Below are 22,826 nucleotides of genomic sequence, written 5' to 3'. Positions count from 1 at the left end.
AATGTTAAGTGCTGAATCTCTTAAAAGAATAGATCGTGAGATCGCTAAATATCCGGTCGACCGGAAACAATCAGCTGTTATGTCAGCACTCGCAATCGCGCAAGAAGAAAAAGGCTGGTTAGCCAATGAGACAATGAATTTTGTCGCTGAATATTTGGGTATGCCGCCAATCGCGGTTTATGAGGTAGCCACTTTTTATAATATGTACAATCTGGAGCCAGCAGGTAAGTGCAAAATAACGATATGTACAAATTTACCTTGTGCTTTATCGGGTAGCACTGATAGCGCGAAATATTTAAAACAAAAATTAGGCATTGGATTTAATCAAACAACACCAGATGGTAAATTTACTCTAAAAGAAGGTGAGTGTTTTGGCGCTTGTGGAGATGCACCGGTATTATTGGTGAATAATAAACGTATGTGTAGCTTTATGTCTGAAGAAATGATCGATAAATTGCTGGAGGAACTGGGCGAATGAATCAGTATCCGCAGACTTTAATGAATGGAGTCTATCCATCTGACTCTGAGAATTGGCGCCTTAGAAGCTATGAAAAACGTGAAGGATATGCCGCGCTAAGAAAAATATTAACAAAAAAAATAACTCCTGAAGAAGTCATAGAAGAGGTTAAGAAATCTGCGCTTCGTGGGCGCGGTGGAGCTGGGTTTCCCACAGGACTGAAATGGAGCTTCATGCCTAAAGGCTATGAAGGTGACAAGTATATCGTTTGTAATTCAGACGAAGGAGAGCCAGGAACTTTTAAAGATCGTGATATTTTACGATATAACCCGCACATTCTGATTGAAGGTATGATAATAGCAGCATACGCGATGGGCGTAAAAGCAGGCTATAACTATATCCATGGGGAGATATGGGAAACATACGAGCGAATGGAAGAAGCTGTGGAAGAAGCACGAGTGGCTGGTTATCTCGGAGATAATATTCTGGGCTCATCATTTAGTTTCCAACTATATAATCACCATGGATATGGTGCTTATATCTGTGGAGAAGAGACTGCATTGCTCGAATCCATAGAAGGTAAGAAAGGCCAGCCGCGTTTTAAGCCGCCTTTTCCTGCTAATTATGGTCTTTATGGAAAGCCAACTACCATAAATAATACAGAAACATTTGCTTCAGTTCCTTGGATAATTCGTAACAGTGGAGAGAAATATCTGCAACTTGGCAAGCCCAATAACGGTGGTACAAAAATATTTTCAGTATCAGGCCATATTAATAAACCAGGAAATTATGAAGTACCACTCGGTACATCCTTTGCGAAGTTATTGGAGTTGGCCGGCGGCATGCGCGGAGGACGAAAACTGAAAGGATGTATTCCTGGTGGATCATCAATGCCAGTATTGCCTGGTGATATCATGATGCAAACAGATATGGACTATGATTCCATCGCCAAAGCTGGATCGATGCTTGGTTCAGGTGCTGTTATCATCATGGATGAAACGACTTGTATGGTAAGGGCACTGGAACGCCTGTCTTATTTTTACTATGAAGAATCCTGCGGACAATGTACACCTTGTCGAGAGGGCACCGGCTGGCTTTATCGTATTGTTAATCGTATTGAGCATGGTAAAGGACGACCAGAAGATCTTGATCTTCTGGATAATATCGCTGACAACATACAGGGGAGGACAATTTGCGCCTTGGGTGATGCTGCAGCTATGCCAGTACGTGCAATGATTCAACATTTTCGTGACGAATTTGTTCACCATATAGAACATAAGAAATGTATGGTTTAATTATTAATTAGTTAATAATTAATAACATGCTAATTTAATTGTTCGTAATTAACCTAAGAATTTTAACTGATGGTCAATATAGAAATCGACGGTAAGCAGGTATCTGTACCCAAGGGGAACACCATCATGGATGGTGCAAAGCAGGTTGGTATATACATTCCACATTTCTGCTATCACAAAAAATTATCCATTGCAGCCAATTGTCGTATGTGTCTGGTGCAAGTAGAAAAAGCGCCAAAACCATTACCCGCTTGTGCAACACCGGTAATGGATGGAATGAAGGTATATACGCATTCTCAGCAAGCCGTGGCCGCGCAAAAGGGAGTGATGGAGTTTTTGCTGATTAATCATCCACTTGATTGCCCTATTTGTGATCAGGGCGGTGAGTGTCAGTTACAAGATCTTGCTGTAGGATACGGTTCGAGCGGGTCAAGATATTCCGAAGCGAAGCGAGTGGTTGTTAACAAAAATCTGGGGCCGCTGATATCAACAGATATGACGCGGTGCATACACTGTACGCGCTGTGTTCGGTTTGGTCAGGAAATTGCCGGGATTATGGAACTTGGTATGGCTGGGCGTGGTGAGCATGCAGAAATACTTGCATTTGTCGGCAAAACAGTGGACTCTGAATTGTCGGGTAATGTAATTGATCTCTGTCCAGTTGGTGCGTTGGTTAGTAAGCCATTCCGATATTCGGCACGTACATGGGAGTTGTCGCGCAGGAAATCAATTAGCCCGCACTGTGGCTTAGGATCGAATCTTGTCGTACAAGTTAAACAAAATCGCGTGATGCGTGTGCTTCCTCGAGACAATGAGGAAATTAATGAGTGCTGGTTGTCTGATAAAGATCGATTCTCTTATGAAGGATTGAACTCTGAAGACAGATTGATACGCCCCATGATCAAGCGTAATGGTGAATGGTTTGAGTGTGACTGGAAGGAAGCTCTGGAATTTACAGCTAATGCTCTTCAAGCGATAAAGAATCAATACGGTGCTAATAAAATTGCAGCATTAGGGTCTGCGTATAGCACCACGGAAGAGCTTTATTTATTGCAAAAATTGTTGAGAGATTTTGGCAGTAGCAACATTGATCATCGCTTACGTCAATCCGACTTTAGTGCAGATAAGAAAATGCAGGGTATTCCATGGTTGGGTACCAGCATTGCAGACATTTCGCAACTAAAGTCAGCTTTAATTATCGGCAGTACGCTACGCAAAGATCATCCGCTCCTAGCGCAACGTATACGGCAGTCTGTAAAGAATGGCATGAAATTGAATGTTGTAAACCCGGTAGATGATGACCTGTTAGTTAATGTTGCAAACAAAACAATTGTTGCACCGAGCTTAATGGTCAAAGCTTTGGCTGAGATTCTAAAAGTTGCTGCTGAAATAAAGGGAATAGAACAAACGGAAGAGTTGCAACGAGTCATTAATTCGTTAGGTGTTTCGAGTACGACGAGTGCTTCCGCTATTGCATCTAGCTTGATTGAAAGTGTACCGGCTGCAATTTATTTGGGTAATATCGCGCAGCACCACCCTGATTATGCTAAGTTAATTTGGCTTGCTGGGTTAATTGCTAAAATAACGGGTGCAAGTTATGGTGTGCTGGGTGAAGCTGCCAATAGCGTAGGCGCTTATCTTGCCGGTGCAATACCGGTAACGACGGCATTCTCAGTTGCGGAGAAGTTGGATCATGTCGAATGTGGATTGAATGCTGCGCAAATATTGGAATTTGAGAATGACTCAACAAATGAAGAATGCAGCGCATTTATATTAATGAATGTAGAACCAGAATATGATTCTTATAATTCGCAACAAGCGATAGAAGTAATTAAAACGGGTAAATTCGTAGTGTCATTGAGTGCTTACCAAGGAAATGCTAAAGATTATGCAGATGTATTACTGCCAATTGCGCCATTTACTGAAACATCAGGCACTTATGTTAATACAGAGGGTAGGATACAGAGCTTTAATGGAGTGGTTTCCCCATTAGGCGAAGCTAGACCTGGATGGAAGGTATTACGTGTTCTAGCTAATTTGCTAGCGCTGGAAAAGTTCGAATATGAAACAGCAGAGCAAATACGTGCAGAGATTTTTCCTGATGGATTTGAGATTAGTCGATATCTAAATAATAGCTTAGGGAATTTTGAAGCTACTATTTCGATAGTTGAGAAAGAGGGTATGGAACGTATTGGCGAAGTGCCGATTTATCAAGCAGACCCGATTGTTCGTAGAGCCGAATCTTTACAGGCTACGCAGGATGCCGAGCTGCCCAAAGCTTGGATGGCGGCTGGGGAACTAGGAAATTTAGGTGTTATCTCGGGCGATAAAGTAAAAGTTAAGCAAGGAGAAGGGCTTGTGCAACTTGAAGCTGCGTTAGATGAAAAATTGCCTCCTAATTGTGTTCGCATCGCGTGCGCACATCCTAAAACAGTAGCGCTAGGTGCTCTGTTTGGTGAAGTAAAAATAGAGAAATTGTGATGGCAAGGGTTGGAGTTTATTAATGGAGAGTATTCAACAACAGTTTGTGGAAATATTGGGTGCAGAATGGGGACCCATGATGTTTTCATTAGCCACGAATATGACATTTATCTTTGCCATTGTTGTTCCATTGTTATTAGGCGTGGCTTATCTTACTTTTGCCGAACGTAAGATTATTGCGTATATGCAAATTCGAGTAGGGCCGAATAGGGTAACTTTTTTTGGCATACCATGGTTACGTGGTTGGGGGCAGCCGATTGCTGATGCTGTAAAAGCAATCATGAAAGAAATTATAATTCCAACAAGCGCTAATAAATTTCTTTTTATTCTGGCGCCTGTACTTACTATTATGCCGGCATTGGCTGCTTGGGCTGTGATTCCTTTTTCACCCGAGCTCGTGCTTGCGGATATCAACGCTGGATTACTTTATATTTTAGCAATGACATCCATGGGTATATACGGCATCATTATCGCGGGTTGGGCATCTAATTCTAAATATGCTTTTATAGGCGCCATGCGTTCAGCTGCACAAGTGGTCTCATATGAACTTGCAATGGGGTTTGCCTTAGTGTGTGTTCTGATGATGTCACAAAGTTTGAATCTGGGTGATATTGTGAATGGCCAGCAGGGTAACAGTCTGTTAAATTGGTATTTGATTCCACTGTTCCCGATGTTTCTGGTTTATTTGATTTCAGGTGTTGCTGAAACAAATCGTGCGCCATTTGATGTCGCGGAAGGCGAGTCAGAAATTGTTGCGGGCTTTCATGTTGATTATTCAGGTATGGCTTTTACTGTATTTTTTCTAGCCGAATATTCCAATATGATATTGGTGGCAACTTTAACATCTATTATGTTTTTGGGGGGGTGGTTGCCGCCAATTGATATTGCACCGTTTACGCTGATACCTGGTTTTATCTGGCTACTATTAAAGATTGCATTTATATTGTTCTTTTTTCTTTGGTTTCGTGCGACTTTCCCGCGATATCGCTATGATCAGATTATGAGACTAGGTTGGAAAATATTTATTCCTATAACACTCGTATGGATCGTTCTTTTAGGTGCAATAATGCAATTGCCAGAATCAATACGAAATGTGTTTCCACTAAATATCTGGTTTTAAAATTGAGAGAATACAATGGATCGTATCAAAAAATTTTTTAGTACCTTTTTATTATTTGAATTGCTAAAAGGTATGGCAGTTACTGGAAAATATCTTTTTAAACCAAAGATAACTGTACATTTTCCAGAGGAAAAAACTCCTCAATCGCCGCGTTTTCGCGGCTTGCATGCATTACGTCGTTATCCAAACGGAGAAGAACGCTGCATTGCATGCAAATTATGTGAAGCTGTTTGTCCGGCGATGGCGATTACGATAGAGTCAGAACAGCGTGCGGATGGTACGCGACGGACTACACGCTATGATATCGATTTGAGTAAATGCATTTTTTGTGGTTTCTGTGAGGAATCCTGTCCAGTTGATTCAATTGTTGAAACACGCATATTGGAATACCACTGTGAGAAGAGAGAGGATTTTATCTACACCAAAGAAATGCTATTGGCAGTGGGAGATCGATATGAAGAGCAGATCGCCAAGGATCGAGAAGCTGATGCACCCTATCGTTGAATCTTGCTGGTAAATACTAATGATTTTTCAAGATATTTTATTTTATTTTTTTTCAGCAATACTGATTGCATCGGCGCTCGGTGTAATTACGGTGCGTAATCCAGTAAATTCGGCTTTATTGCTGGTGTTGTCATTTGTTACGTGCGCTGGTTTGTGGTTGCTACTAGAAGCAGAATTTCTTGCGATTACGCTTGTATTAGTTTATGTCGGTGCTGTCATGGTTTTGTTCTTATTTGTAGTGATGATGCTGGATATCAATCTGGATCAATTACGAGAAGGATTCTGGAAATGGTTTCCGTTTGGTGCGGTGATTGCTCTGGTCATGGTAGTAGAAATATCAATGGTGCTAATGGGTAAATACTTTGGGCATGAAGAAATGCCGATACCTGAGCCCAAAGGTGCTGATTACAGTAATACGAAAGAACTGGGGCGGTTGATTTATACCGAGTATGTGTATGCGTTTGAATTGGCGGCTGTGCTTTTACTGGTTGCGATGATTGCGGCAATAGCGTTGACACTGCGTCATCGCGAAGATAAGAAATCTACGAATCCATCTAAACAAGTCAAAGTAAGAAAAGAAGATAGAATCCGTATAGTGAACATGCCGACAGAAAAGAAAGAATGAGTGTTTGTGTGTACTTATTTCTGTTTGGTGACTATTTAAATATAAAAAGAGGCAGCTCTTGATTTCATTATCTCATTACCTTGTACTCGGCGCGATATTGTTTGCAATAGGGCTGGTCGGTATTTTTCTGAATCGAAAAAATGTCATTATCATACTAATGTCAATTGAATTGATGTTACTGGCAGTTAATATGAACTTTGTTGCTTTTTCGCACTACTTGCAAGATATTTCAGGGCAAATTTTTGTGTTCTTTATTTTGACAGTTGCAGCTGCTGAATCGGCTATTGGCTTAGCAATAATCGTGGTGCTATTTCGCAATATGCATACAATCAATGTTGATGATTTAGACAAGCTTAAAGGTTAGTTAAAGAACATTATAAGTATTTATAATTAATAAGAATTATTAATCAAGATGCAGAAACTTTATTTATTGGTTCCGTTAGCTCCGTTAATTGGATCACTTATCGCGGGATTATTGGGGCGCTTTATTGGACCTATCTGGAGTCATCGCGTCACGATAGCATTAGTATTCGTTTCGTTGATAGCATCCATTGTTATTTTTTTTGATGTATTAGAAGGTAATAGTTATAACGGCAGCGTTTATACATGGTTAATAACAGGTGATACACGATTCGAAATCGGCTTTCTAATTGACCAATTATCAGCGACCATGATGGTTGTTGTTAGCTTAGTTTCACTTATGGTGCATATCTATACCATCGGTTATATGCACGGTGATCCAGGTTATCAGCGTTTCTTCAGCTACATCTCGTTGTTCACCTTCTCGATGATGATGTTGGTGATGTCAAATAACTTCTTGCAATTATTTTTTGGCTGGGAGGCTGTTGGACTTGTCTCGTACTTGTTAATCGGGTTTTGGTATACACGCCCTACCGCTATTTATGCCAATATGAAGGCATTTTTAGTAAATCGTGTTGGAGATTTTGGTTTTCTCCTGGGCATTGGTATGATATTGGCTTATTTTGGCACGCTTGATTATGTATCTGTTTTTGCACAAGCTCCAGGCATCGTCAATGAAAATATTGAATTGGTTTCTGGTATATCCTGGCTTGTGATTACGGTGATTTGTATATTGTTGTTTATTGGCGCAATGGGCAAGTCAGCGCAATTTCCTTTACATGTATGGTTGCCGGATTCCATGGAAGGACCAACGCCCATATCGGCACTGATTCATGCCGCTACAATGGTAACTGCAGGCATATTCATGGTGGCGCGTATGTCGCCACTTTTTGAGTTATCAGAAACAGCTTTATCAGTTATTTTGGTGATTGGTGGAATTACCACATTGTTCATGGCACTTGTTGCCATGGTTCAAAATGATATTAAACGAGTCGTTGCTTATTCCACGCTATCCCAACTAGGTTACATGACAGTAGCCTTGGGTGCATCAGCCTATTCTGCAGCAATTTTCCACCTGATGACTCATGCATTTTTTAAGGCCGTTTTATTCTTGGGTGCTGGTTCCGTCATTATTGCCATGCATCATGAGCAAAATATGCAAAAAATGGGTGGACTTAAAAGTTATATGCCAATTACTTATTGGACAATGTTTATTGCTGCATTAGCCAGTGCGGGTGTTCCCGGTTTTTCCGGATTTTTCTCTAAAGATGCAATTATTGAGGCAGTCCACTTTGCTAATATTCCAGGTGTTGGTTTTGCTTATTTCTGTGTTTTGACAACGGTATTTGTAACAGCCTTTTATACTTTTCGGCTAATCTTCATGACGTTTCATGGGCAACCTCGGATGGATCGTCATACTAAGGAACATTTACATGAGTCACCATGGGTTGTGACTGTGCCACTGGTGATATTAGCTATTCCAACCGTAGCAGCTGGATGGTTTATCGGCCCAATGGTTTTTGGCGATTATTTTAACGGCGCGATTCACGTACTGCCACACCATGATGCGATTGAGAAATTAGGTGCAGAATTTTCTGGGGTTGGTGGAATGATGATGCATGCTTTGTATACCACACCATTTTGGCTTTCAATGACAGGTATTCTTACTGCTTGGTATTTGTATTGTGTAAGAACCGATATTCCAGGAAAAATAAAAGAAAACTTTGGTTCAGTGTATAACTTGCTTGATCGCAAATACTATATTGATGAACTATATTCATGGCTTTTTGCTGGTGGAACACGTGCCTTGGGTACGGTGCTTTGGAAGTATGGCGATATCAAAATTATTGATGGATTCTTTGTCAATGGTGCAGCACGAGTGGTTGCACTGACTTCAGCAATCGTTCGTCGTTATCAAACAGGTTATATTTATCATTATGCATTTACAATGATTGTTGGCATATTCTTTATATTGACGCTATGGCTATATTAGGCTACATACAAAAGTAATGAGATATGTTGTTGTTTGTAGATATCGATAAATAAAATACTTAAAAGTAATAAGTACTACTAACAAATAAAACGGAATAAGCATGTCGTTTGAATTCCCACTATTGAGTTTAATTATTTGGTTACCCATTGTGTTTGGTGTGGCCGTTTTTGCTACTGGAGATGATCGCAATGCAGAGCTCGCGCGCTGGATTGCTTTAATTGGTTCGGTTTTGGGATTTTTAGTAGCAATTCCGCTATATACCAATTTCGATTCTGCAACAGGAGCCATGCAGTTTTTGGAAAATCATATATGGTTTGAACGTTTTAATGTTAATTACCATATCGGTGTAGATGGAATTTCTATGCCATTGATCTTGTTGAATTGTTTTATTACTCCATTGGTGGTAGTGGCAGGATGGGATGTCATCAAAGAACGAGTATCCCAATATATGGGAGCTTTCTTGGTTATGTCCGGGATCGTTAACGGTGTTTTTTCTTCGTTGGATGCGATTTTATTTTATGTATTCTGGGAAGCATCGTTAATACCGATGTTTTTAATCGTAGGTATTTGGGGTGGTCCTAATCGGGTTTATGCGGCAATCAAATTTTTTCTTTACACGCTGCTTGGTTCCTTATTGATGTTAATTGCATTTATTTATTTGTATCACGCATCCGAAGGAAGTTTCTCAATAGAGAACTATCACAAGCTAGCAATCCCTATGACACCACAGATTTTAATATTTATCGCATTTCTTCTGGCATTTGCGGTTAAAGTTCCTATGTGGCCAGTGCATACCTGGTTACCTGATGCACACGTTGAAGCACCAACAGGTGGTTCAGTTGTGCTGGCAGCAATTCTGCTTAAATTGGGTGGTTATGGCTTCTTGCGTTTTTCATTGCCAATCGCCCCGGATGCAAGTCACTACTTAGCAGAAATGATGATTGTCTTGTCGTTGATTGCTGTCGTTTACATAGGGTTGATTGCACTAATGCAAGCCGATATGAAGAAACTGATTGCCTATTCATCAGTAGCTCATATGGGGTTTGTAACATTAGGCTTTTTCTTGTTAAACGCTTATGGTATCGAAGGTGCAATGGTACAAATGATTTCGCATGGTTTCATTTCTGGTGCCATGTTTCTTTGTGTCGGTGTGCTATACGATCGATTGCATTCCCGTCAGATTACTGATTATGGAGGCGTGGTAAATAAGATGCCTGTTTTTGCTGCTTTTTTCATGCTATTTGCGATGGCGAATGCCGGTTTGCCAGGGACGAGTGGTTTCGTAGGTGAGTTCATGGTGATCATGGGTGCAATTAAAGTAAATTTTTGGTATGCATTTCTTGCGGCAACTACATTGATATTTGGCGCTGCTTATACTTTGTGGATGTATAAACGCGTTATTTTTGGTGCAGTGGCAAGTCCTGCGGTTGAGAGTTTGCGGGACATATCCAAACGAGAGTTCGGTTTGTTGGCAATTTTGGCAATTTCTGTTTTGTGGATTGGTATATACCCTTTCCCATTAACTGAAGTGATGCATGCAACAGTTGATCAACTTCTAACTCATGTTAGTAATAGTAAGTTGTAATACAGAAATCTAGAACGGTGATCGTTCCTGCTATAAGGATAATGAGTTAATGAATTTTATTCCACCTGATCTTGCGCCTGCCTCGTCCGAGATTTTTATGCTTATCATGGTGTGCGTGGTAATGCTTGCAGATATTGCAGCTGGCGAGAGTAGACGCTATGTTGCTTATTTGTTGACGCAAATTACGCTATTAGGCTGTGCAATACTTACTTTTGTATCTTTTTCCACTGAATCGATACTAACTTTTCATGGTATGTTTGTCGATGATTCCATGGCTGATATTCTGAAATTGATGGTTTATGGTACGGTATCGGCTGTTCTCGTATATTCGCATTCCTATATAAGTGATCGCGGAATGCTGAAAGGAGAGTTTTTTAGTTTGATACTATTTGCAACTCTAGGCATGATGGTCATGATTTCAGCCAGTCATTTCTTGACGCTATATATCGGCTTAGAATTGCTTTCATTGTCACTTTATGCATTAGTAGCACTAAGACGCGATTCCTTGATGGCAACAGAAGCGGCCATGAAGTTCTTTGTATTGGGCGCTTTGGCATCAGGTTTTTTGCTATATGGTATGTCAATGATTTATGGAGCGACAGGAACGCTCCATGTATCTCAGGTTGCTCAAATTATTCAAAGTGGAGCAAGTAGCAAAGAAGTGCTCATTGTTGGTTTGGTTTTTATTGTGGCAGGTATTGCTTTTAAGCTCAGTGCAGCACCCTTCCATATGTGGGCGCCGGATGTTTATCAAGGTGCACCGACAGCTGTGACACTATTTATTGGTTCCGCACCCAAATTGGCGGCATTTGGCTTTGTAATGCGATTATTGGTTGAAGGAATGGGCGAAATGGTTGCTGACTGGCAGGGAATGTTAGTAATTCTGGCGGTTTTATCTATGGCAGTGGGTAATATTGCTGCAATAGCACAAACGAACATTAAGAGAATGCTAGCCTATTCAACTATTTCGCATATGGGATTCTTATTGTTGGGATTTATTAGCGCAGATACAAATGGTTATAGTTCTGCTTTGTTTTATGTCATCGCTTATGTATTGATGACTCTCGGAATTTTCGCCATGATTATGCTGCTGTGTCGAAGTGGATTTGAAGCTGAAAACATCGATGACTTTAAGGGGCTCAACAAAAGAAATTCCTGGTATGCATTCATTACACTGTTATTGATGCTTTCACTAGCAGGTATTCCACCAATGATCGGGTTCTATGCAAAATTTGCTGTATTGCAAGCGGTTGTCAATGCTGGCTACATTTGGCTAGCAGTAGTAGCAGTGCTGTTTTCATTGATTGGCGCTTTTTATTATCTACGTATTATCAAATTGATGTATTTTGATGATCCAGAAACTGTTGAGCCTCTTGTTTCTAATAGCGATGTTAGAATTTTATTGAGCGCAAATGGTTTTGCTGTTTTAGCATTAGGCATATTCCCTCAGGCGCTTATGGGGTTAAGTTTTTATGCAATCCAAAATTCTATGTAGTTAGCGCTGCAGAGTGTTCTATCAAGAACTCCCTACTGTGACGTGACCGCATTCCGCCAAAGATCCAAGTAAATTTCTTACCTTGTCGAGTAGTTTGTTGCTTGAGGTATTTTAACGATACTTCTTTGATTGGCGATTTCTGTAATAGAATTTATTTAGATAACCATATATATAATCAACTGAATGATCAATCAACTTGAATTCTTCAGTTTGAATCCTATACTTACGCAAAACATTTAAGGAGATAATCATGCAAGCTGCAACAACCAAAGAACAATTAAATTTTCAGGCGGAAGCAAAGCAACTACTAAAGTTAATGATTCATTCCTTATACAGTAATAAGGAAATATTTTTGCGTGAACTGATTTCAAATGCTTCTGATGCAGCAGACAAATTACGTTTTGAAGGTCTCACTGATGCTGCACTTTATGAATCCGATTCGGATCTCAGAATTCGCGTTAGTTATGATGTTAATGACCGGACAATTTCCATTTCTGACAACGGTATCGGTATGTCTCGCCAAGAAGTTATTGATCATATAGGAACCATTGCAAAATCAGGCACGCGTGAATTTTTTAATTCATTAACCGGTGATCAAGTTAAGGATGCACATTTGATCGGTCAATTTGGTGTAGGGTTTTATTCAGCTTTTATTATTGCTGACAAAGTGACATTGATTACCAGGCGCGCCGGATTGACTGCTGAACATGGTGTGAGGTGGGAGTCTAGCGGCGAGGGCGATTATACATTGGAAACCGTTGAGAAGCCCGAGCGAGGAACCGAAATAATACTGCACTTGCGTAATGAAGAAGATGAGTTTCTTAACGGGATGCGGGTCCGTAATATTATCCGGAAATACTCGGATCACATTACCCTGCCTATTGTGATGAAAAAGGAAGAGTGGTCGCAAGAAGAGAATAAAAACAAAATTACTGATGAAGATGAAACCATTAATCAAGCGAATGCTTTATGGACTCGTTCTAAGAACGAAATTACTGCAGAACAATATAATGAATTTTATAAACATGTGGCGCATGATTTCGAGCCTCCGCTTGCTTATGTGCATGCACGGGTAGAAGGTAAGCAAGATTATACACAGTTACTTTATATTCCATCACGAGCACCATTTGACTTATTTGATCGCGAGCGCCGCCATGGGATTAAGTTGTATGTGCAACGGGTTTTCATTATGGATGATGTAGAGAAGTTGTTGCCTAACTATTTGCGTTTTGTAAGAGGCGTAATCGATTCAAATAATTTACCACTCAATGTATCTCGAGAAATCTTGCAGGAATCTAAGGATATTGACTCAATTAGGGCAGGGGTAGTTAAAAAAGTTCTAGGACTAATTGAAGACTTATCAAAACACGAAGATGACGATGGTAAAGAAAAGTACAAAACTTTCTATCGAGAATTTGGGCAGGTTCTAAAGGAAGGTGTGGGCGAGGATTTTGCTAATCGTGAACGAATTGCGAAATTGTTGCGTCTTGTCACGACAAATAGTGACTCCGATGAGCCAACGGTTTCTTTGGAAACTTATTTGCGGCGCATGAAACAAGGTCAAGAGAAAATTTATTATGTGACAGCAGATAGTCTCAAGGCAGCTAAGAATAGTCCGCATCTTGAAGTTTTTCGCAAGAAAGGCATAGAGGTACTCTTGCTAGCAGATCGCGTTGATGAGTGGCTTGTAAGTAACTTAACAGAATTTGAGGGAAAACCCCTCCAATCAGTTGCAAAGGGCGGATTAGACCTAGGGGATTTAGAAGATGAAGCGGAGAAAAAAGAGCGAGAAAAAGAAACCGATGCCTTCCAAGAATTGACTGAAAAAATGAAAGTAACGTTAAATGAGCAAGTAAAAGATGTACGGGTTACGTTTCGCTTGACTGAATCTCCTGCTTGTCTGGTGGCAGATACTAACGATATGGGTGGTAATTTGGAGAGATTATTGAAGTCAGCGGGGCAGAAAATACAACATACTAAACCCATACTAGAAATCAATCCACATCATCCAATGGTGCAGCGACTAAATAATGAAGTGGAAAATTTTGAGGACTGGAGCCACATATTGTTTGATCAGGCTTTATTGGCTGAAGGTGGGCAGCTCGAAGATCCAGCTGCGTTTGTCAAAAGGCTCAATGAATTGTTACTGTTAAAGTCTTAAGTATTGCAAATATCGTATGGCTTATAAACTTCCTCTATGAATCATATGAAGGTTGTAAGATTGAGGCTGCAATATGAAACTTCTAGTTATATCGAATGTCCATTTTTCGTGCAGGTAAAACATGTTGTCATAAATTCTGTAAGTAATAATCAAGCGAATAATGGTGAGATCGAGAAATAATCGGGCAATTGACTCAGTCAAAACTTACCAGGCGAAGTTACTTGCGCCATTCGCTGTTTTAGGTATTAGAACAGAAGAAGATTGGCTTACTGATATTGATTATTTGCCAGTTGATACACTAGCTCTGGCACCACAAACTATGTTGGCAAAAGAAGTGTGTGGGCAATTACTTGCTTACCTGACCGAACCAAATTTTACGTTTGATTTGTGCTTACATATTAGTGGTACGACACATCAGCAGCGTGTTTGGCATGCTATCCAAGCTATTCCATGTGGAGAAACCAATAGCTATGCAGAAATAGCAATGCGGTTACATTCGGCACCAAGAGCGGTGGGTCGAGCTTGTGGTGCTAATCGTATTCCGATTGTCATACCTTGTCATCGGGTTATTTCCAAAAGTGGTGGATTAGGAGGTTTTATGAACGCGAGTGAAGGAAACCCTTTAGAGATTAAGCGTTGGCTGTTGCGGCATGAGAGTACCTGAATTAAATACCGGGCTGCTGGATGAGTTTTCTGATGCTTTATGGCTCGAAGATGGGTTGTCGCGCAATACGCTGGATAGTTATCGTAATGATCTGCAACTTTTCAGCGCATGGTTGAAACAACGTAATCCAAGTAATAGTATGTTAACCGAAGCGACAAATTCTGATTTGTTGGAATTTCTCGCATCTAGAGTTTCAGCTAAGATGAAAGCCAGCACTACAAGTCGGGAGTTATCGAGTCTAAAGCGTTTTTATCGCTTTTTACTGCGTCAAGGAAAAATTTCAACCGACCCTAGCCTTAATATAGAAACGCCTAAACTGCAGCGTTACCTACCAGAAAGTCTCTCAGAAAAAGAAGTTGAGCAGTTGCTAAATGCACCCGATCTTATGCAGCCACTGGGTTTGCGTGACCGGGCCATGCTTGAAGTTTTATATGCCAGTGGATTAAGAGTATCAGAACTGATCAATCTTAAGTATTCGCAAGTCGGCATGGATATGGGTGTATTGCGAGTCATGGGTAAGGGCAGAAAGGAGCGACTTGCGCCGCTAGGAGAAGAATCACTCGAATGGTTGAATCGTTACACCAAAGATGCGAGGCCTTTGCTGTTAAATGGCATTGTTACGGATACAATCTTTGTGACCACACGTGGCGCCGCTATGACACGCCAAGCTTTCTGGTATCTTATCAAGCGGTATGCTCAATTAGTGGGGATTGCCAAGCAACTATCGCCACACACGCTACGCCATGCATTTGCTACGCATTTATTAAATCATGGCGCTGATTTGCGTGTTGTGCAACTGCTATTGGGGCATGCGGATATATCGACTACACAAATTTATACGCATATTGCACGTGAACGCCTGAAGCAGCTCCACTCCGAGCATCATCCACGGGGGTAATCCGAAGCTTTGACTATCTCCGGGGTAACAGAGGGTAAAGCGCCAAGATCCCAAGACCAACAAACGCAGCAAGTGACCAATCTGGAATCGTCAACGATAAAAATGTCCAATCGACATTAGCGCAATCGCCGTTAGCTTCAAACATTCCAGGCCACCAATCGGCAATAGGTAAGGAGTTCAGAAAGGCTTCTTCAGGACTGATGCCACATTCAAACGATTCCGGATATCGAATTAACCAGGCATGCCGTGCTGCAATGACCGTACCCGTGAGCGCTAATATAACCATTAATAGGCTATAAAGGCGATGTCCAAGTGGTTTGGGGTTATGAAGAAACGCGATAAATGCTGTTAATCCTAATAACCAATACGCCAGACGTTGTGCAACACAAAGCGGACAAGGTAATAGCCCTTCTATGTGCTGAAGATATTGTGCGTATCCCAAAAAACTGACGCAAGCTAGTAACATGAATAGAAATAATAATCTCATTTTATTATTACCTGAATCTAATTAATGGCATAGTTAATCCATAAATCTTTTGTGGGAATCATACAATTTGCTATGATGTACAAATGGGAAAAAATACTAGTTTGAAACAGATTCCCAAGGTGATGATCGGTTAAGTTAGAGGCATATTCAGCTGATCGGATATTTGTAGTGACAGTAGTATCTTTTTTATACATCAGTTTAAGGAGACTCAGTATGCAAGTAAGGTTATATTCCGTAGTTATAATTATTCTTACTTTCCTGGTTTCAAGTGTATCTTTGGCCGGAGAATCAACAAATACAGGCGAAGCTGAAGCGAGTGTCGGAACCAGTCTTTATCATATCAAATTAGCTGAGCATTACGAAAAAGAATCTAAGGAAATGTATGCAAAAGCAGAAGCAGAAAGAAAGATGCTGAAGGAGTATGAAGAGCATAGTGAATACTATGGTCGAGTAGGACAAGAATACCATTCACACCATGAAGCATTATTAAGAGAATTTACTAAAGCGGCGGAAAGAAATGCGCAAATGGCTGCTGCTCACAGAGGAATGGCAAAATAAATCAATAGATTGTATATAATAGGGGATATTTTAACTGGGTATTTATTCGAATTGAATAATTTTAAATGTCATTGCGGGATTCCAAGAACTCATAATTCTTAAATACTTGTGGAAGTGTTTTTGGAATCCCAGTGTACTTTTATTGTAAACATTTAGGTGGATATGATCCCGTCAATTACCTTTCTTTCCAGATAGCATATGCGAGTAAAGCCCATGCCGTGAGGAATGAAACACCACCAAAGGGTGCGATCATACCTAGCCCGCGTATGCCGGTTAGGCTGAGTACATAAAGGCTGAAACTGAACAGAGCAATGCCAACCATCATTAACCAACCGGATATTGGCATCAAGCGGGATTTGGGGAAGTGCAGCAGAAGCAGGCCAATGACGATGATTCCAAAGGCGTGATAAAAATGGTATTGCACGCCAGTGTGATACACCGAAAGCATATCGGCTGATAACATTCTTTTCAATCCATGGGCACCAAAGGCGCCTAATGCGATGCATAACAGTGTATTTAATGTACCTAGTATCAGAAAAGTTTTTGACATCGACAGTTTTGTCCTTGTTGAATATAGAGGAATGAATGATCGTTTTATTCGTATTGATCAGGATCTCTGGTTGTGCTGACATCCGCCTCACACATTCCGTGCGCAAATTTTACCTGAATTCTATCTCCAGAATGAATTTGTTTGCTGTCACGAATGATGGCACCATCCTTAGCCTGTGTGATGCTATAACCCCGCTCCAGTACCGCTTGCGGGTTTAGGTGTGATAATTGCATCTGTAAATGCCATAGCCTAGCGGACAATGTTTCGAAATAGCGAGAATAGGCGTAACCTAAACGTGAAACCAATTCATTTTGTTGTTCTTGCAGTCGAGCAATCCGCGGACTTAATGCTATTAGTTGTTGATTGAGATCGAGTAATTTCCACTGCTTCTTTTCCAACTGATGTGCCCATGTGTTAATGAGCTGGCCTTGCAAATGTTGCTGATGAATGATTTGTTGCTTGATTTTGTCGCCAGGATAAATTAATCGGTGCGACAGAATGTCAACTTGTTGCATAGCGTGTTCAATACGATGCAAAGTGGTGCGGTGCATGTGTTGATGCAGCGCATTTAATCGATGACTTAGTTCTATTCGGTCTTTGCTAACCAGTTCCGCCGCTGCAGTAGGTGTAGGTGCGCGCATATCTGCAACAAAATCTGCAATGGTAAAGTCTGTCTCATGGCCGATACCGCTGACGATAGGTATTGAGCTGGTGCTAATTGCAAGCGCTACGATTTCTTCGTTAAATGACCATAGGTCTTCAATGCTGCCACCGCCACGACAGAGTATCAATACATCGGATTCTGCCCGTCGGCATGCTAATTTGATGGTGTCAGCGATGTTGCTGGCGGCTGTTTTTCCTTGTACCAGGGTAGGGTAGACAATGACTGGCAAGAATGGCATGCGCCGTCGCAATGTCGACAGAATGTCTCGTAGTGCCGCAGTATCTAGTGAGGTGATGATGCCGACTTGTTTAGGAAAGGCAGGCAATGGTTTTTTCTGCGCAGGGCTAAATAGCCCAGCTTGTTGCAGTTTGGCTTTAAGCTTTTCAAACATTTCGAATAACTCACCTAACCCTGCGTGTCGCATAGTTTCAACATTAAGTTGAAAATCGCCGCGCGGCTCATACAGGGTGACCAATGCAAGCACTTCTACTTGCATGCCATCTTTAGGTTGCCAATCGATAAACTGATTCTTATGACTGAATAACACGCAACGGACTTGCGCTTGATTATCTTTGAGAGAAAAATACCAATGACCCGATTGGTAGCGCTTTAAATTGGAGATTTCACCTTTAATCCACATTAATGGGATGTTTTGTTCCAGCAACTGTTTGGTATTGTTGTTTAACTCACTGACGGTCAGTACTTTATGCGCGAGGTTGGTTATGGGAAACAGACTCATGTATGATTGGTTGGATCTGTGTGTGTGAGTATTATCCAATACTCGGAAATGAGTATTAAAGCGTATTGAGGAATTTTGGTATTCAAACTTGATTCTGTTTGGTCGGGTTAAAAATCATTTATTTGTATTCTATCATTGCATCATCAGGCAGAATGTTTGAATGTTTCGGCGATAGTTTGAATTAACGTATCATAAATTGCACCTTGATAAGAATTTGACACCTATTCCAATAACTAATCAAATTAAAACTACTAACCTATTTTCTTATCTGTTAATCTTGCTCATCAAAAGGGCAAGATTGATTTATCTTTGAAAAGGATATTGACATTTGACCCCATAACAAGTTGTAATACGCGGTTCTATTGATAAGATAAAATAAATATTGAGAGGAGTGACGAATGAAACGTACTTATCAACCTTCAGTAACTAAGAGAAAACGTACGCATGGGTTCCGAGTGCGTATGAAAACACGTGCTGGTGCGGCGATAATCCGTGCTCGTCGTGCAAAAGGTCGAGCACGATTGAGTGTTTAAAAATATATTTGGGTTATATTCTTTATTTTTAGATTTGTTGAAATTCATTCTTTGCCAAAGCACTGCAAGTTACAAAAAGCTTCAGAATTTGCTGCGATAATTAATTTTAAGTGTCAGATCAGTGGGGATTTAATTCAAATTTATGCGAAACCGAATGGTCTGGGTTATGCGCGCCTAGGATTGATTGTTTCAAAAAAATTTGAGCGTCGTGCAACTAGGCGTAACCGGATTAAACGTATTTTGCGAGAAACATTTCGGAGAAAACGGGGCAGCGATAAAATAAAAGAAATGGATTGGTTGATACGACTGAGACGTCCTATGATCAAAGATGAGTCCAAAGGGTTGTCCGCCGAAATGCAATTAATAATGCTCGAACTACAGCAATGTCACAATTAATCATTAGTATTAAATGTCTTGCCGACATTGCAAGAATTCTATCTTGGTACCTATATGCCGATTTAGCCCAATTTATTCACAATACAATACGCATGCAAAGCATACGAGTATCTGGTTAATAACTTGGAGCGCGATTGACTATATGTCACATATTAAGTGCATTCCCTGGAGTGTAGGTGTTATTAAAAACCAGCTCGGTAATTTCACCCATAACCTCAAAACTAACTGACTACCCAAAATTCTTTGTAAAGCAGCCGTGATGAAATTTGTCTATAACAAAATGTGTAATTGTACGGTTAACTATTGCGAGTAGTACGCGAATAGCTTTATCGAGAAAACCAACTTGATTGAAAAATAATGGAAACAAAAAAACTTCTACTGATCATCATTTTTTCCACCTCATTGCTTTTTTTGTGGGATGCCTGGCAAAAAGAATTATATCCTTCCACCAGTTCGCAAGTAATGTCTGGAACAGCCTCAGACCCTTCCAATCAACGCCATGATCCTCTCCCGGTTCCTGGAGATGAATTGGCTTCTTCAATAACCGGATCGGCTACCGTTCCAGGGATCGAAGGTGTCAGTCCATCTGTAACGCCTAATCTTTTCACCATAGGCGAAAAGATTCAGGTGAGAACGGACATGATTATTGCTGAGATTGATACAGCAGGGGGTGATATTCGACAGCTAGGCTTGCTTGAACACCCAGCCCGAGAGGATATCAGTAAGCCCTACGAGCTCTTGATGGATAAAACTGCGCGATTTCAAGTTGCCCAGTCCGGGCTCATTGGCGATGGATTGCCTAATCACAAAACAAAATTTACCGTAGAGGACAATAAATATTCTTATCAGCTGGAATCTGGTCAGGAAAAAGTCGTGGTACGTCTTGTAGCACCTGAAGCGGATGATATACAAGTTACGAAAATATATACCTTTCATCGTGGCAGCTACGTAATTGATGTTGAATTTGAGATTGCCAATCATAGCGAAACAACAATAATTCCATTTTCTTATTTTCAGATGCTGCGGGATCCTAATGAGCCTGTCGGAGCTGGCGCCTTGGTTCATTCTTATACCGGGGCTGCAATGTATACGGATGATGAGAAATTTCTGAAAATTAAATTTTCTGATTTGGATAAGAATAAAGCGGAATATCCAACCAATGCGGATAATGGTTGGATAGCAATGCTGGAACATTATTTCCTGACTGCCTGGTTACCTGAACCCGGCACGCCCCGCGAATATTTCGCCAAACGGCTTGCTCCCAACCAATATGCTGCCGGCGTTATTGCGCCCGTTGGTGCCGTTGAGCCGGACCAAGTTAGAAGTATTTCTATGCCTTTTTACGCCGGCCCACAAGAACAAAATAAACTGGCTGAATTGGCTCCTGGGCTTGATTTGACAGTCGATTACGGGTGGCTGACCGTTCTGGCTAAACCACTATTCTGGTTGCTTTCTTTTTATCATTCGTGGACAGATAATTGGGGGATCGCAATTATTCTCCTTACCCTGACTGTCAAGCTTATTTTCTTCCCATTATCCGCTGCCGGCTATCGTTCGATGGCTAAACTGCGTGTAGTTACACCCAAACTGCAACGTATTCGAGAGCAATACGCGAGTGACCGGCAACGTATGCATCAAGCCATGATGGAGTTTTATAAGGAAGAGAAAATCAATCCAATGGGCGGGTGTTTGCCAATATTGGTTCAGATTCCTGTTTTCATTGCATTGTTCTGGACATTGTTGGCTGCCGTTGAGTTACGGTACGCACCATTAGCTTTATGGATAACTGACATGTCAGTACCCGATCCCTATTATGTGCTGCCCATAATTATGGGCGTATCGATGTGGATTCAATCAAAACTCAGTCCCACGCCCGCAGATCCGATGCAAGCAAAAATAATGAAGATTATGCCGATTGCGTTCAGCATTTTCTTCTTCTTTTTCCCGGCGGGTCTTGTGCTTTATTCGCTCTGCAACAATATTCTTTCCATAGCGCAACAATGGCAGATTACACGCATGTATGAGAACAAAGCTGCGGAGGAAGAAGCTAATAAAGATAAAAGTAAGAAGAAAATTAAGAATAGCCCCGAACCCGCTAAGGAAAACCTTCAATTGGCGGCTCCTCTCGATAATGAAGGAGCAAACACTTCTACTGCCGGAGCGGAAGCAGGAGCGGCAGTGAGTTCAGAGAAAAATGAAAAAACACCGTTAAAGCAAGCAGCCGCTTCTAATAAAAGTAAATCGCCTGTAAAACCAAAAAGCAATCCGGTTGCTAAAAAAACCAGGAAGAAATAAAAATACCTGCCGGTTATCTATCAACCTAGATTGCCGGCATAGCAACCCATAAAGCACACGGAGTTTATACATAGTAAGTCCTGATATCATTGCAGCAATTGCAACTCCGCCCGGACGCGGTGGAATCGGTGTAATTCGAATTTCTGGCAAGAATTTAGTAAAACTTGCAGAAACAATTTTTGGTAAGCTTCCCAAGCCACGCTATGCCAGCCTCAACAAGTTTTTCGATGCCAATGGACAAATCATCGACCAAGGCATTGTTCTTTATTTTCCAGGGCCTCATTCGTACACGGGTGAAGATGTGCTCGAGCTGCATGGACATGGCGGCCCGGCAATCCTGAATTTATTGCTCAAAAGTTGCCTGAGCGCTGGTGCTCGTTTAGCGCAACCTGGTGAATTCACCTTGCGTGCTTATCTCAATAATAAAATCGATTTAGTCCAAGCTGAAAGCGTCGCGGCGATCATTGAAGCCAGCACACATGAAGCCGCACGCTGCGCGGTCAATTCGTTGCAAGGTCATTTCTCCGCTCGGATCGAAGCATTGGTAAGCTTGCTGATCACACTGCGGATGCTCATCGAAGCCACCCTGGATTTTCCGGAAGACGAAATCGATAATTTGAAAACTTTGCAAATTCGCGCAAAACTGGATCATATTGTCACGCAAGTGGAACAGACATTTTCCGCTGCACGGCAGGGCAACTTGCTACAGGAAGGCATCCAGATTGTGTTAGCGGGGGCGCCGAATGTCGGCAAATCCAGCTTACTGAATCAATTGGTCGAAGAAGAGGCCGCCATTGTCACGGAAATACCCGGAACTACTCGTGATGCCATTCAACGAACCATCACCATTGCCGGAATGCCAATTCATATTGTGGATACCGCAGGTCTGCGAGAAACCAGTGATATTGTCGAACAAAAAGGCATTGAACGAACACTGGCTGCGATTAAACGCGCCAACCTGGTGCT

Annotated in this window: 21 protein-coding genes; 18 read left to right on the top strand and 3 right to left on the bottom strand. The window is 41.2% G+C overall.

Features of this window, described 5'->3' with window-relative positions:
- Position 1 precedes the first annotated feature (1 nt).
- From nuoE to xerD, 13 genes are all read left to right on the top strand, one after another.
- On the top strand, positions 2 to 478 hold the full coding sequence (nuoE, locus tag Q0C11_RS08830; RefSeq protein WP_293007187.1) for an NADH-quinone oxidoreductase subunit NuoE: 477 nt from the start codon (positions 2 to 4) through the stop codon (positions 476 to 478).
- Positions 475 to 1,752 (top strand): NADH-quinone oxidoreductase subunit NuoF, encoded by a 1,278-nt coding sequence (gene nuoF, locus Q0C11_RS08825; RefSeq protein WP_293007186.1) that lies wholly within the window; start codon positions 475 to 477, stop codon positions 1,750 to 1,752. Before nuoE ends, nuoF begins: the two co-directional genes overlap by 4 nt.
- A 69-nt stretch (positions 1,753 to 1,821) precedes the next feature.
- Positions 1,822 to 4,233 (top strand): NADH-quinone oxidoreductase subunit NuoG, encoded by a 2,412-nt coding sequence (gene nuoG, locus Q0C11_RS08820; protein ID WP_293007185.1) that lies wholly within the window; start codon positions 1,822 to 1,824, stop codon positions 4,231 to 4,233.
- A 22-nt stretch (positions 4,234 to 4,255) separates the two neighbouring features.
- Positions 4,256 to 5,353: an NADH-quinone oxidoreductase subunit NuoH gene (gene nuoH, locus Q0C11_RS08815; protein WP_293007184.1), complete on the top strand. Its 1,098-nt coding sequence runs from the start codon at positions 4,256 to 4,258 to the stop codon at positions 5,351 to 5,353.
- A gap of 15 nt (positions 5,354 to 5,368) precedes the next feature.
- On the top strand, positions 5,369 to 5,857 hold the full coding sequence (gene nuoI, locus Q0C11_RS08810) for an NADH-quinone oxidoreductase subunit NuoI (protein WP_292920387.1): 489 nt from the start codon (positions 5,369 to 5,371) through the stop codon (positions 5,855 to 5,857).
- 19 nt (positions 5,858 to 5,876) lie between these two features.
- Positions 5,877 to 6,482, top strand: a complete 606-nt coding sequence (locus Q0C11_RS08805; RefSeq protein WP_293007183.1) for an NADH-quinone oxidoreductase subunit J — start codon at positions 5,877 to 5,879, stop codon at positions 6,480 to 6,482.
- 58 nt (positions 6,483 to 6,540) lie between these two features.
- Positions 6,541 to 6,846 carry an NADH-quinone oxidoreductase subunit NuoK gene (gene nuoK, locus Q0C11_RS08800; RefSeq protein ID WP_292920385.1) on the top strand — a complete coding sequence of 102 codons (306 nt, stop codon included), beginning with the start codon at positions 6,541 to 6,543 and terminating at the stop codon, positions 6,844 to 6,846.
- A 48-nt stretch (positions 6,847 to 6,894) separates the two neighbouring features.
- Positions 6,895 to 8,835 carry an NADH-quinone oxidoreductase subunit L gene (gene nuoL / locus Q0C11_RS08795; protein ID WP_293007182.1) on the top strand — a complete coding sequence of 647 codons (1,941 nt, stop codon included), beginning with the start codon at positions 6,895 to 6,897 and terminating at the stop codon, positions 8,833 to 8,835.
- Positions 8,836 to 8,935: 100 nt separating this feature from the next.
- Entirely contained in the window at positions 8,936 to 10,420 is a 1,485-nt protein-coding gene (locus tag Q0C11_RS08790) for an NADH-quinone oxidoreductase subunit M (protein ID WP_293007181.1), read from the top strand.
- A gap of 49 nt (positions 10,421 to 10,469) precedes the next feature.
- A complete protein-coding gene (gene nuoN / locus Q0C11_RS08785; RefSeq protein WP_293007180.1) occupies positions 10,470 to 11,915 on the top strand; it encodes an NADH-quinone oxidoreductase subunit NuoN in 1,446 nt (481 codons plus the stop codon).
- A gap of 250 nt (positions 11,916 to 12,165) precedes the next feature.
- On the top strand, positions 12,166 to 14,076 hold the full coding sequence (gene htpG, locus Q0C11_RS08780) for a molecular chaperone HtpG (RefSeq protein ID WP_293007179.1): 1,911 nt from the start codon (positions 12,166 to 12,168) through the stop codon (positions 14,074 to 14,076).
- Between the two features lie 160 nt (positions 14,077 to 14,236).
- Positions 14,237 to 14,740 (top strand): methylated-DNA--[protein]-cysteine S-methyltransferase, encoded by a 504-nt coding sequence (locus Q0C11_RS08775; protein WP_293007178.1) that lies wholly within the window; start codon positions 14,237 to 14,239, stop codon positions 14,738 to 14,740.
- Complete coding sequence (xerD, locus tag Q0C11_RS08770; protein WP_293007177.1) at positions 14,727 to 15,638, top strand: site-specific tyrosine recombinase XerD; 912 nt, start codon at positions 14,727 to 14,729, stop codon at positions 15,636 to 15,638. Before Q0C11_RS08775 ends, xerD begins: the two co-directional genes overlap by 14 nt.
- Positions 15,639 to 15,651: 13 nt before the next feature.
- Here xerD and Q0C11_RS08765 read toward each other — a convergent pair whose 3' ends face one another.
- Positions 15,652 to 16,125: a disulfide bond formation protein B gene (locus Q0C11_RS08765; RefSeq protein WP_293007176.1), complete on the bottom strand. Its 474-nt coding sequence runs from the start codon at positions 16,123 to 16,125 to the stop codon at positions 15,652 to 15,654.
- 213 nt (positions 16,126 to 16,338) lie between these two features.
- Between Q0C11_RS08765 and Q0C11_RS08760 the strand changes: the two genes are divergently transcribed.
- On the top strand, positions 16,339 to 16,683 hold the full coding sequence (locus tag Q0C11_RS08760; RefSeq protein WP_293007175.1) for a hypothetical protein: 345 nt from the start codon (positions 16,339 to 16,341) through the stop codon (positions 16,681 to 16,683).
- A 175-nt stretch (positions 16,684 to 16,858) separates the two neighbouring features.
- Here Q0C11_RS08760 and Q0C11_RS08755 read toward each other — a convergent pair whose 3' ends face one another.
- Together Q0C11_RS08755 and xseA are read right to left on the bottom strand one after the other, a co-directional pair.
- A complete protein-coding gene (locus Q0C11_RS08755; protein WP_293007174.1) occupies positions 16,859 to 17,233 on the bottom strand; it encodes a DUF423 domain-containing protein in 375 nt (124 codons plus the stop codon).
- A gap of 44 nt (positions 17,234 to 17,277) precedes the next feature.
- Positions 17,278 to 18,636, bottom strand: a complete 1,359-nt coding sequence (gene xseA / locus Q0C11_RS08750) for an exodeoxyribonuclease VII large subunit (protein WP_293007173.1) — start codon at positions 18,634 to 18,636, stop codon at positions 17,278 to 17,280.
- A gap of 398 nt (positions 18,637 to 19,034) precedes the next feature.
- Between xseA and rpmH the strand changes: the two genes are divergently transcribed.
- The 4 genes from rpmH to mnmE all read left to right on the top strand — a co-directional run.
- Positions 19,035 to 19,169, top strand: coding sequence for a 50S ribosomal protein L34 (gene rpmH / locus Q0C11_RS08745; protein ID WP_292920374.1), 135 nt, complete (start codon positions 19,035 to 19,037; stop codon positions 19,167 to 19,169).
- Between the two features lie 51 nt (positions 19,170 to 19,220).
- Entirely contained in the window at positions 19,221 to 19,565 is a 345-nt protein-coding gene (gene rnpA / locus Q0C11_RS08740) for a ribonuclease P protein component (RefSeq protein WP_293007172.1), read from the top strand.
- A gap of 357 nt (positions 19,566 to 19,922) precedes the next feature.
- Positions 19,923 to 21,860, top strand: coding sequence for a membrane protein insertase YidC (gene yidC, locus Q0C11_RS08735; RefSeq protein ID WP_293007171.1), 1,938 nt, complete (start codon positions 19,923 to 19,925; stop codon positions 21,858 to 21,860).
- Between the two features lie 70 nt (positions 21,861 to 21,930).
- Positions 21,931 to 22,826, top strand: an 896-nt coding sequence (mnmE, locus tag Q0C11_RS08730; RefSeq protein ID WP_293007194.1) for a tRNA uridine-5-carboxymethylaminomethyl(34) synthesis GTPase MnmE, incomplete at its 3' end; no start/stop codon positions are given.

This window comes from Nitrosomonas sp., assembly GCF_022842015.1.
Taxonomy (GTDB): Bacteria; Pseudomonadota; Gammaproteobacteria; order Burkholderiales; family Nitrosomonadaceae; genus Nitrosomonas.
Note: the sequence above shows the minus strand (reverse complement) of the source record. Positions and strands in the feature narration are given on the sequence as shown.

What these genes read in the sequence shown, in the direction of transcription:
- nuoE (WP_293007187.1), top strand. Translation starts at nt 2, where the DNA reads ATGTTAAGTGCTGAATCTCTTAAAAGAATAGATCGTGAGATCGCTAAA.
- nuoF (WP_293007186.1), top strand. Translation starts at nt 475, where the DNA reads ATGAATCAGTATCCGCAGACTTTAATGAATGGAGTCTATCCATCTGAC.
- nuoG (WP_293007185.1), top strand. Translation starts at nt 1,822, where the DNA reads ATGGTCAATATAGAAATCGACGGTAAGCAGGTATCTGTACCCAAGGGG.
- nuoH (WP_293007184.1), top strand. Translation starts at nt 4,256, where the DNA reads ATGGAGAGTATTCAACAACAGTTTGTGGAAATATTGGGTGCAGAATGG.
- nuoI (WP_292920387.1), top strand. Translation starts at nt 5,369, where the DNA reads ATGGATCGTATCAAAAAATTTTTTAGTACCTTTTTATTATTTGAATTG.
- Q0C11_RS08805 (WP_293007183.1), top strand. Translation starts at nt 5,877, where the DNA reads ATGATTTTTCAAGATATTTTATTTTATTTTTTTTCAGCAATACTGATT.
- nuoL (WP_293007182.1), top strand. Translation starts at nt 6,895, where the DNA reads ATGCAGAAACTTTATTTATTGGTTCCGTTAGCTCCGTTAATTGGATCA.
- Q0C11_RS08790 (WP_293007181.1), top strand. Translation starts at nt 8,936, where the DNA reads ATGTCGTTTGAATTCCCACTATTGAGTTTAATTATTTGGTTACCCATT.
- nuoN (WP_293007180.1), top strand. Translation starts at nt 10,470, where the DNA reads ATGAATTTTATTCCACCTGATCTTGCGCCTGCCTCGTCCGAGATTTTT.
- htpG (WP_293007179.1), top strand. Translation starts at nt 12,166, where the DNA reads ATGCAAGCTGCAACAACCAAAGAACAATTAAATTTTCAGGCGGAAGCA.
- Q0C11_RS08775 (WP_293007178.1), top strand. Translation starts at nt 14,237, where the DNA reads ATGGTGAGATCGAGAAATAATCGGGCAATTGACTCAGTCAAAACTTAC.
- xerD (WP_293007177.1), top strand. Translation starts at nt 14,727, where the DNA reads ATGAGAGTACCTGAATTAAATACCGGGCTGCTGGATGAGTTTTCTGAT.
- Q0C11_RS08765 (WP_293007176.1), bottom strand. Translation starts at nt 16,125, where the DNA reads ATGAGATTATTATTTCTATTCATGTTACTAGCTTGCGTCAGTTTTTTG.
- Q0C11_RS08760 (WP_293007175.1), top strand. Translation starts at nt 16,339, where the DNA reads ATGCAAGTAAGGTTATATTCCGTAGTTATAATTATTCTTACTTTCCTG.
- Q0C11_RS08755 (WP_293007174.1), bottom strand. Translation starts at nt 17,233, where the DNA reads ATGTCAAAAACTTTTCTGATACTAGGTACATTAAATACACTGTTATGC.
- xseA (WP_293007173.1), bottom strand. Translation starts at nt 18,636, where the DNA reads ATGAGTCTGTTTCCCATAACCAACCTCGCGCATAAAGTACTGACCGTC.
- rpmH (WP_292920374.1), top strand. Translation starts at nt 19,035, where the DNA reads ATGAAACGTACTTATCAACCTTCAGTAACTAAGAGAAAACGTACGCAT.
- yidC (WP_293007171.1), top strand. Translation starts at nt 19,923, where the DNA reads ATGGAAACAAAAAAACTTCTACTGATCATCATTTTTTCCACCTCATTG.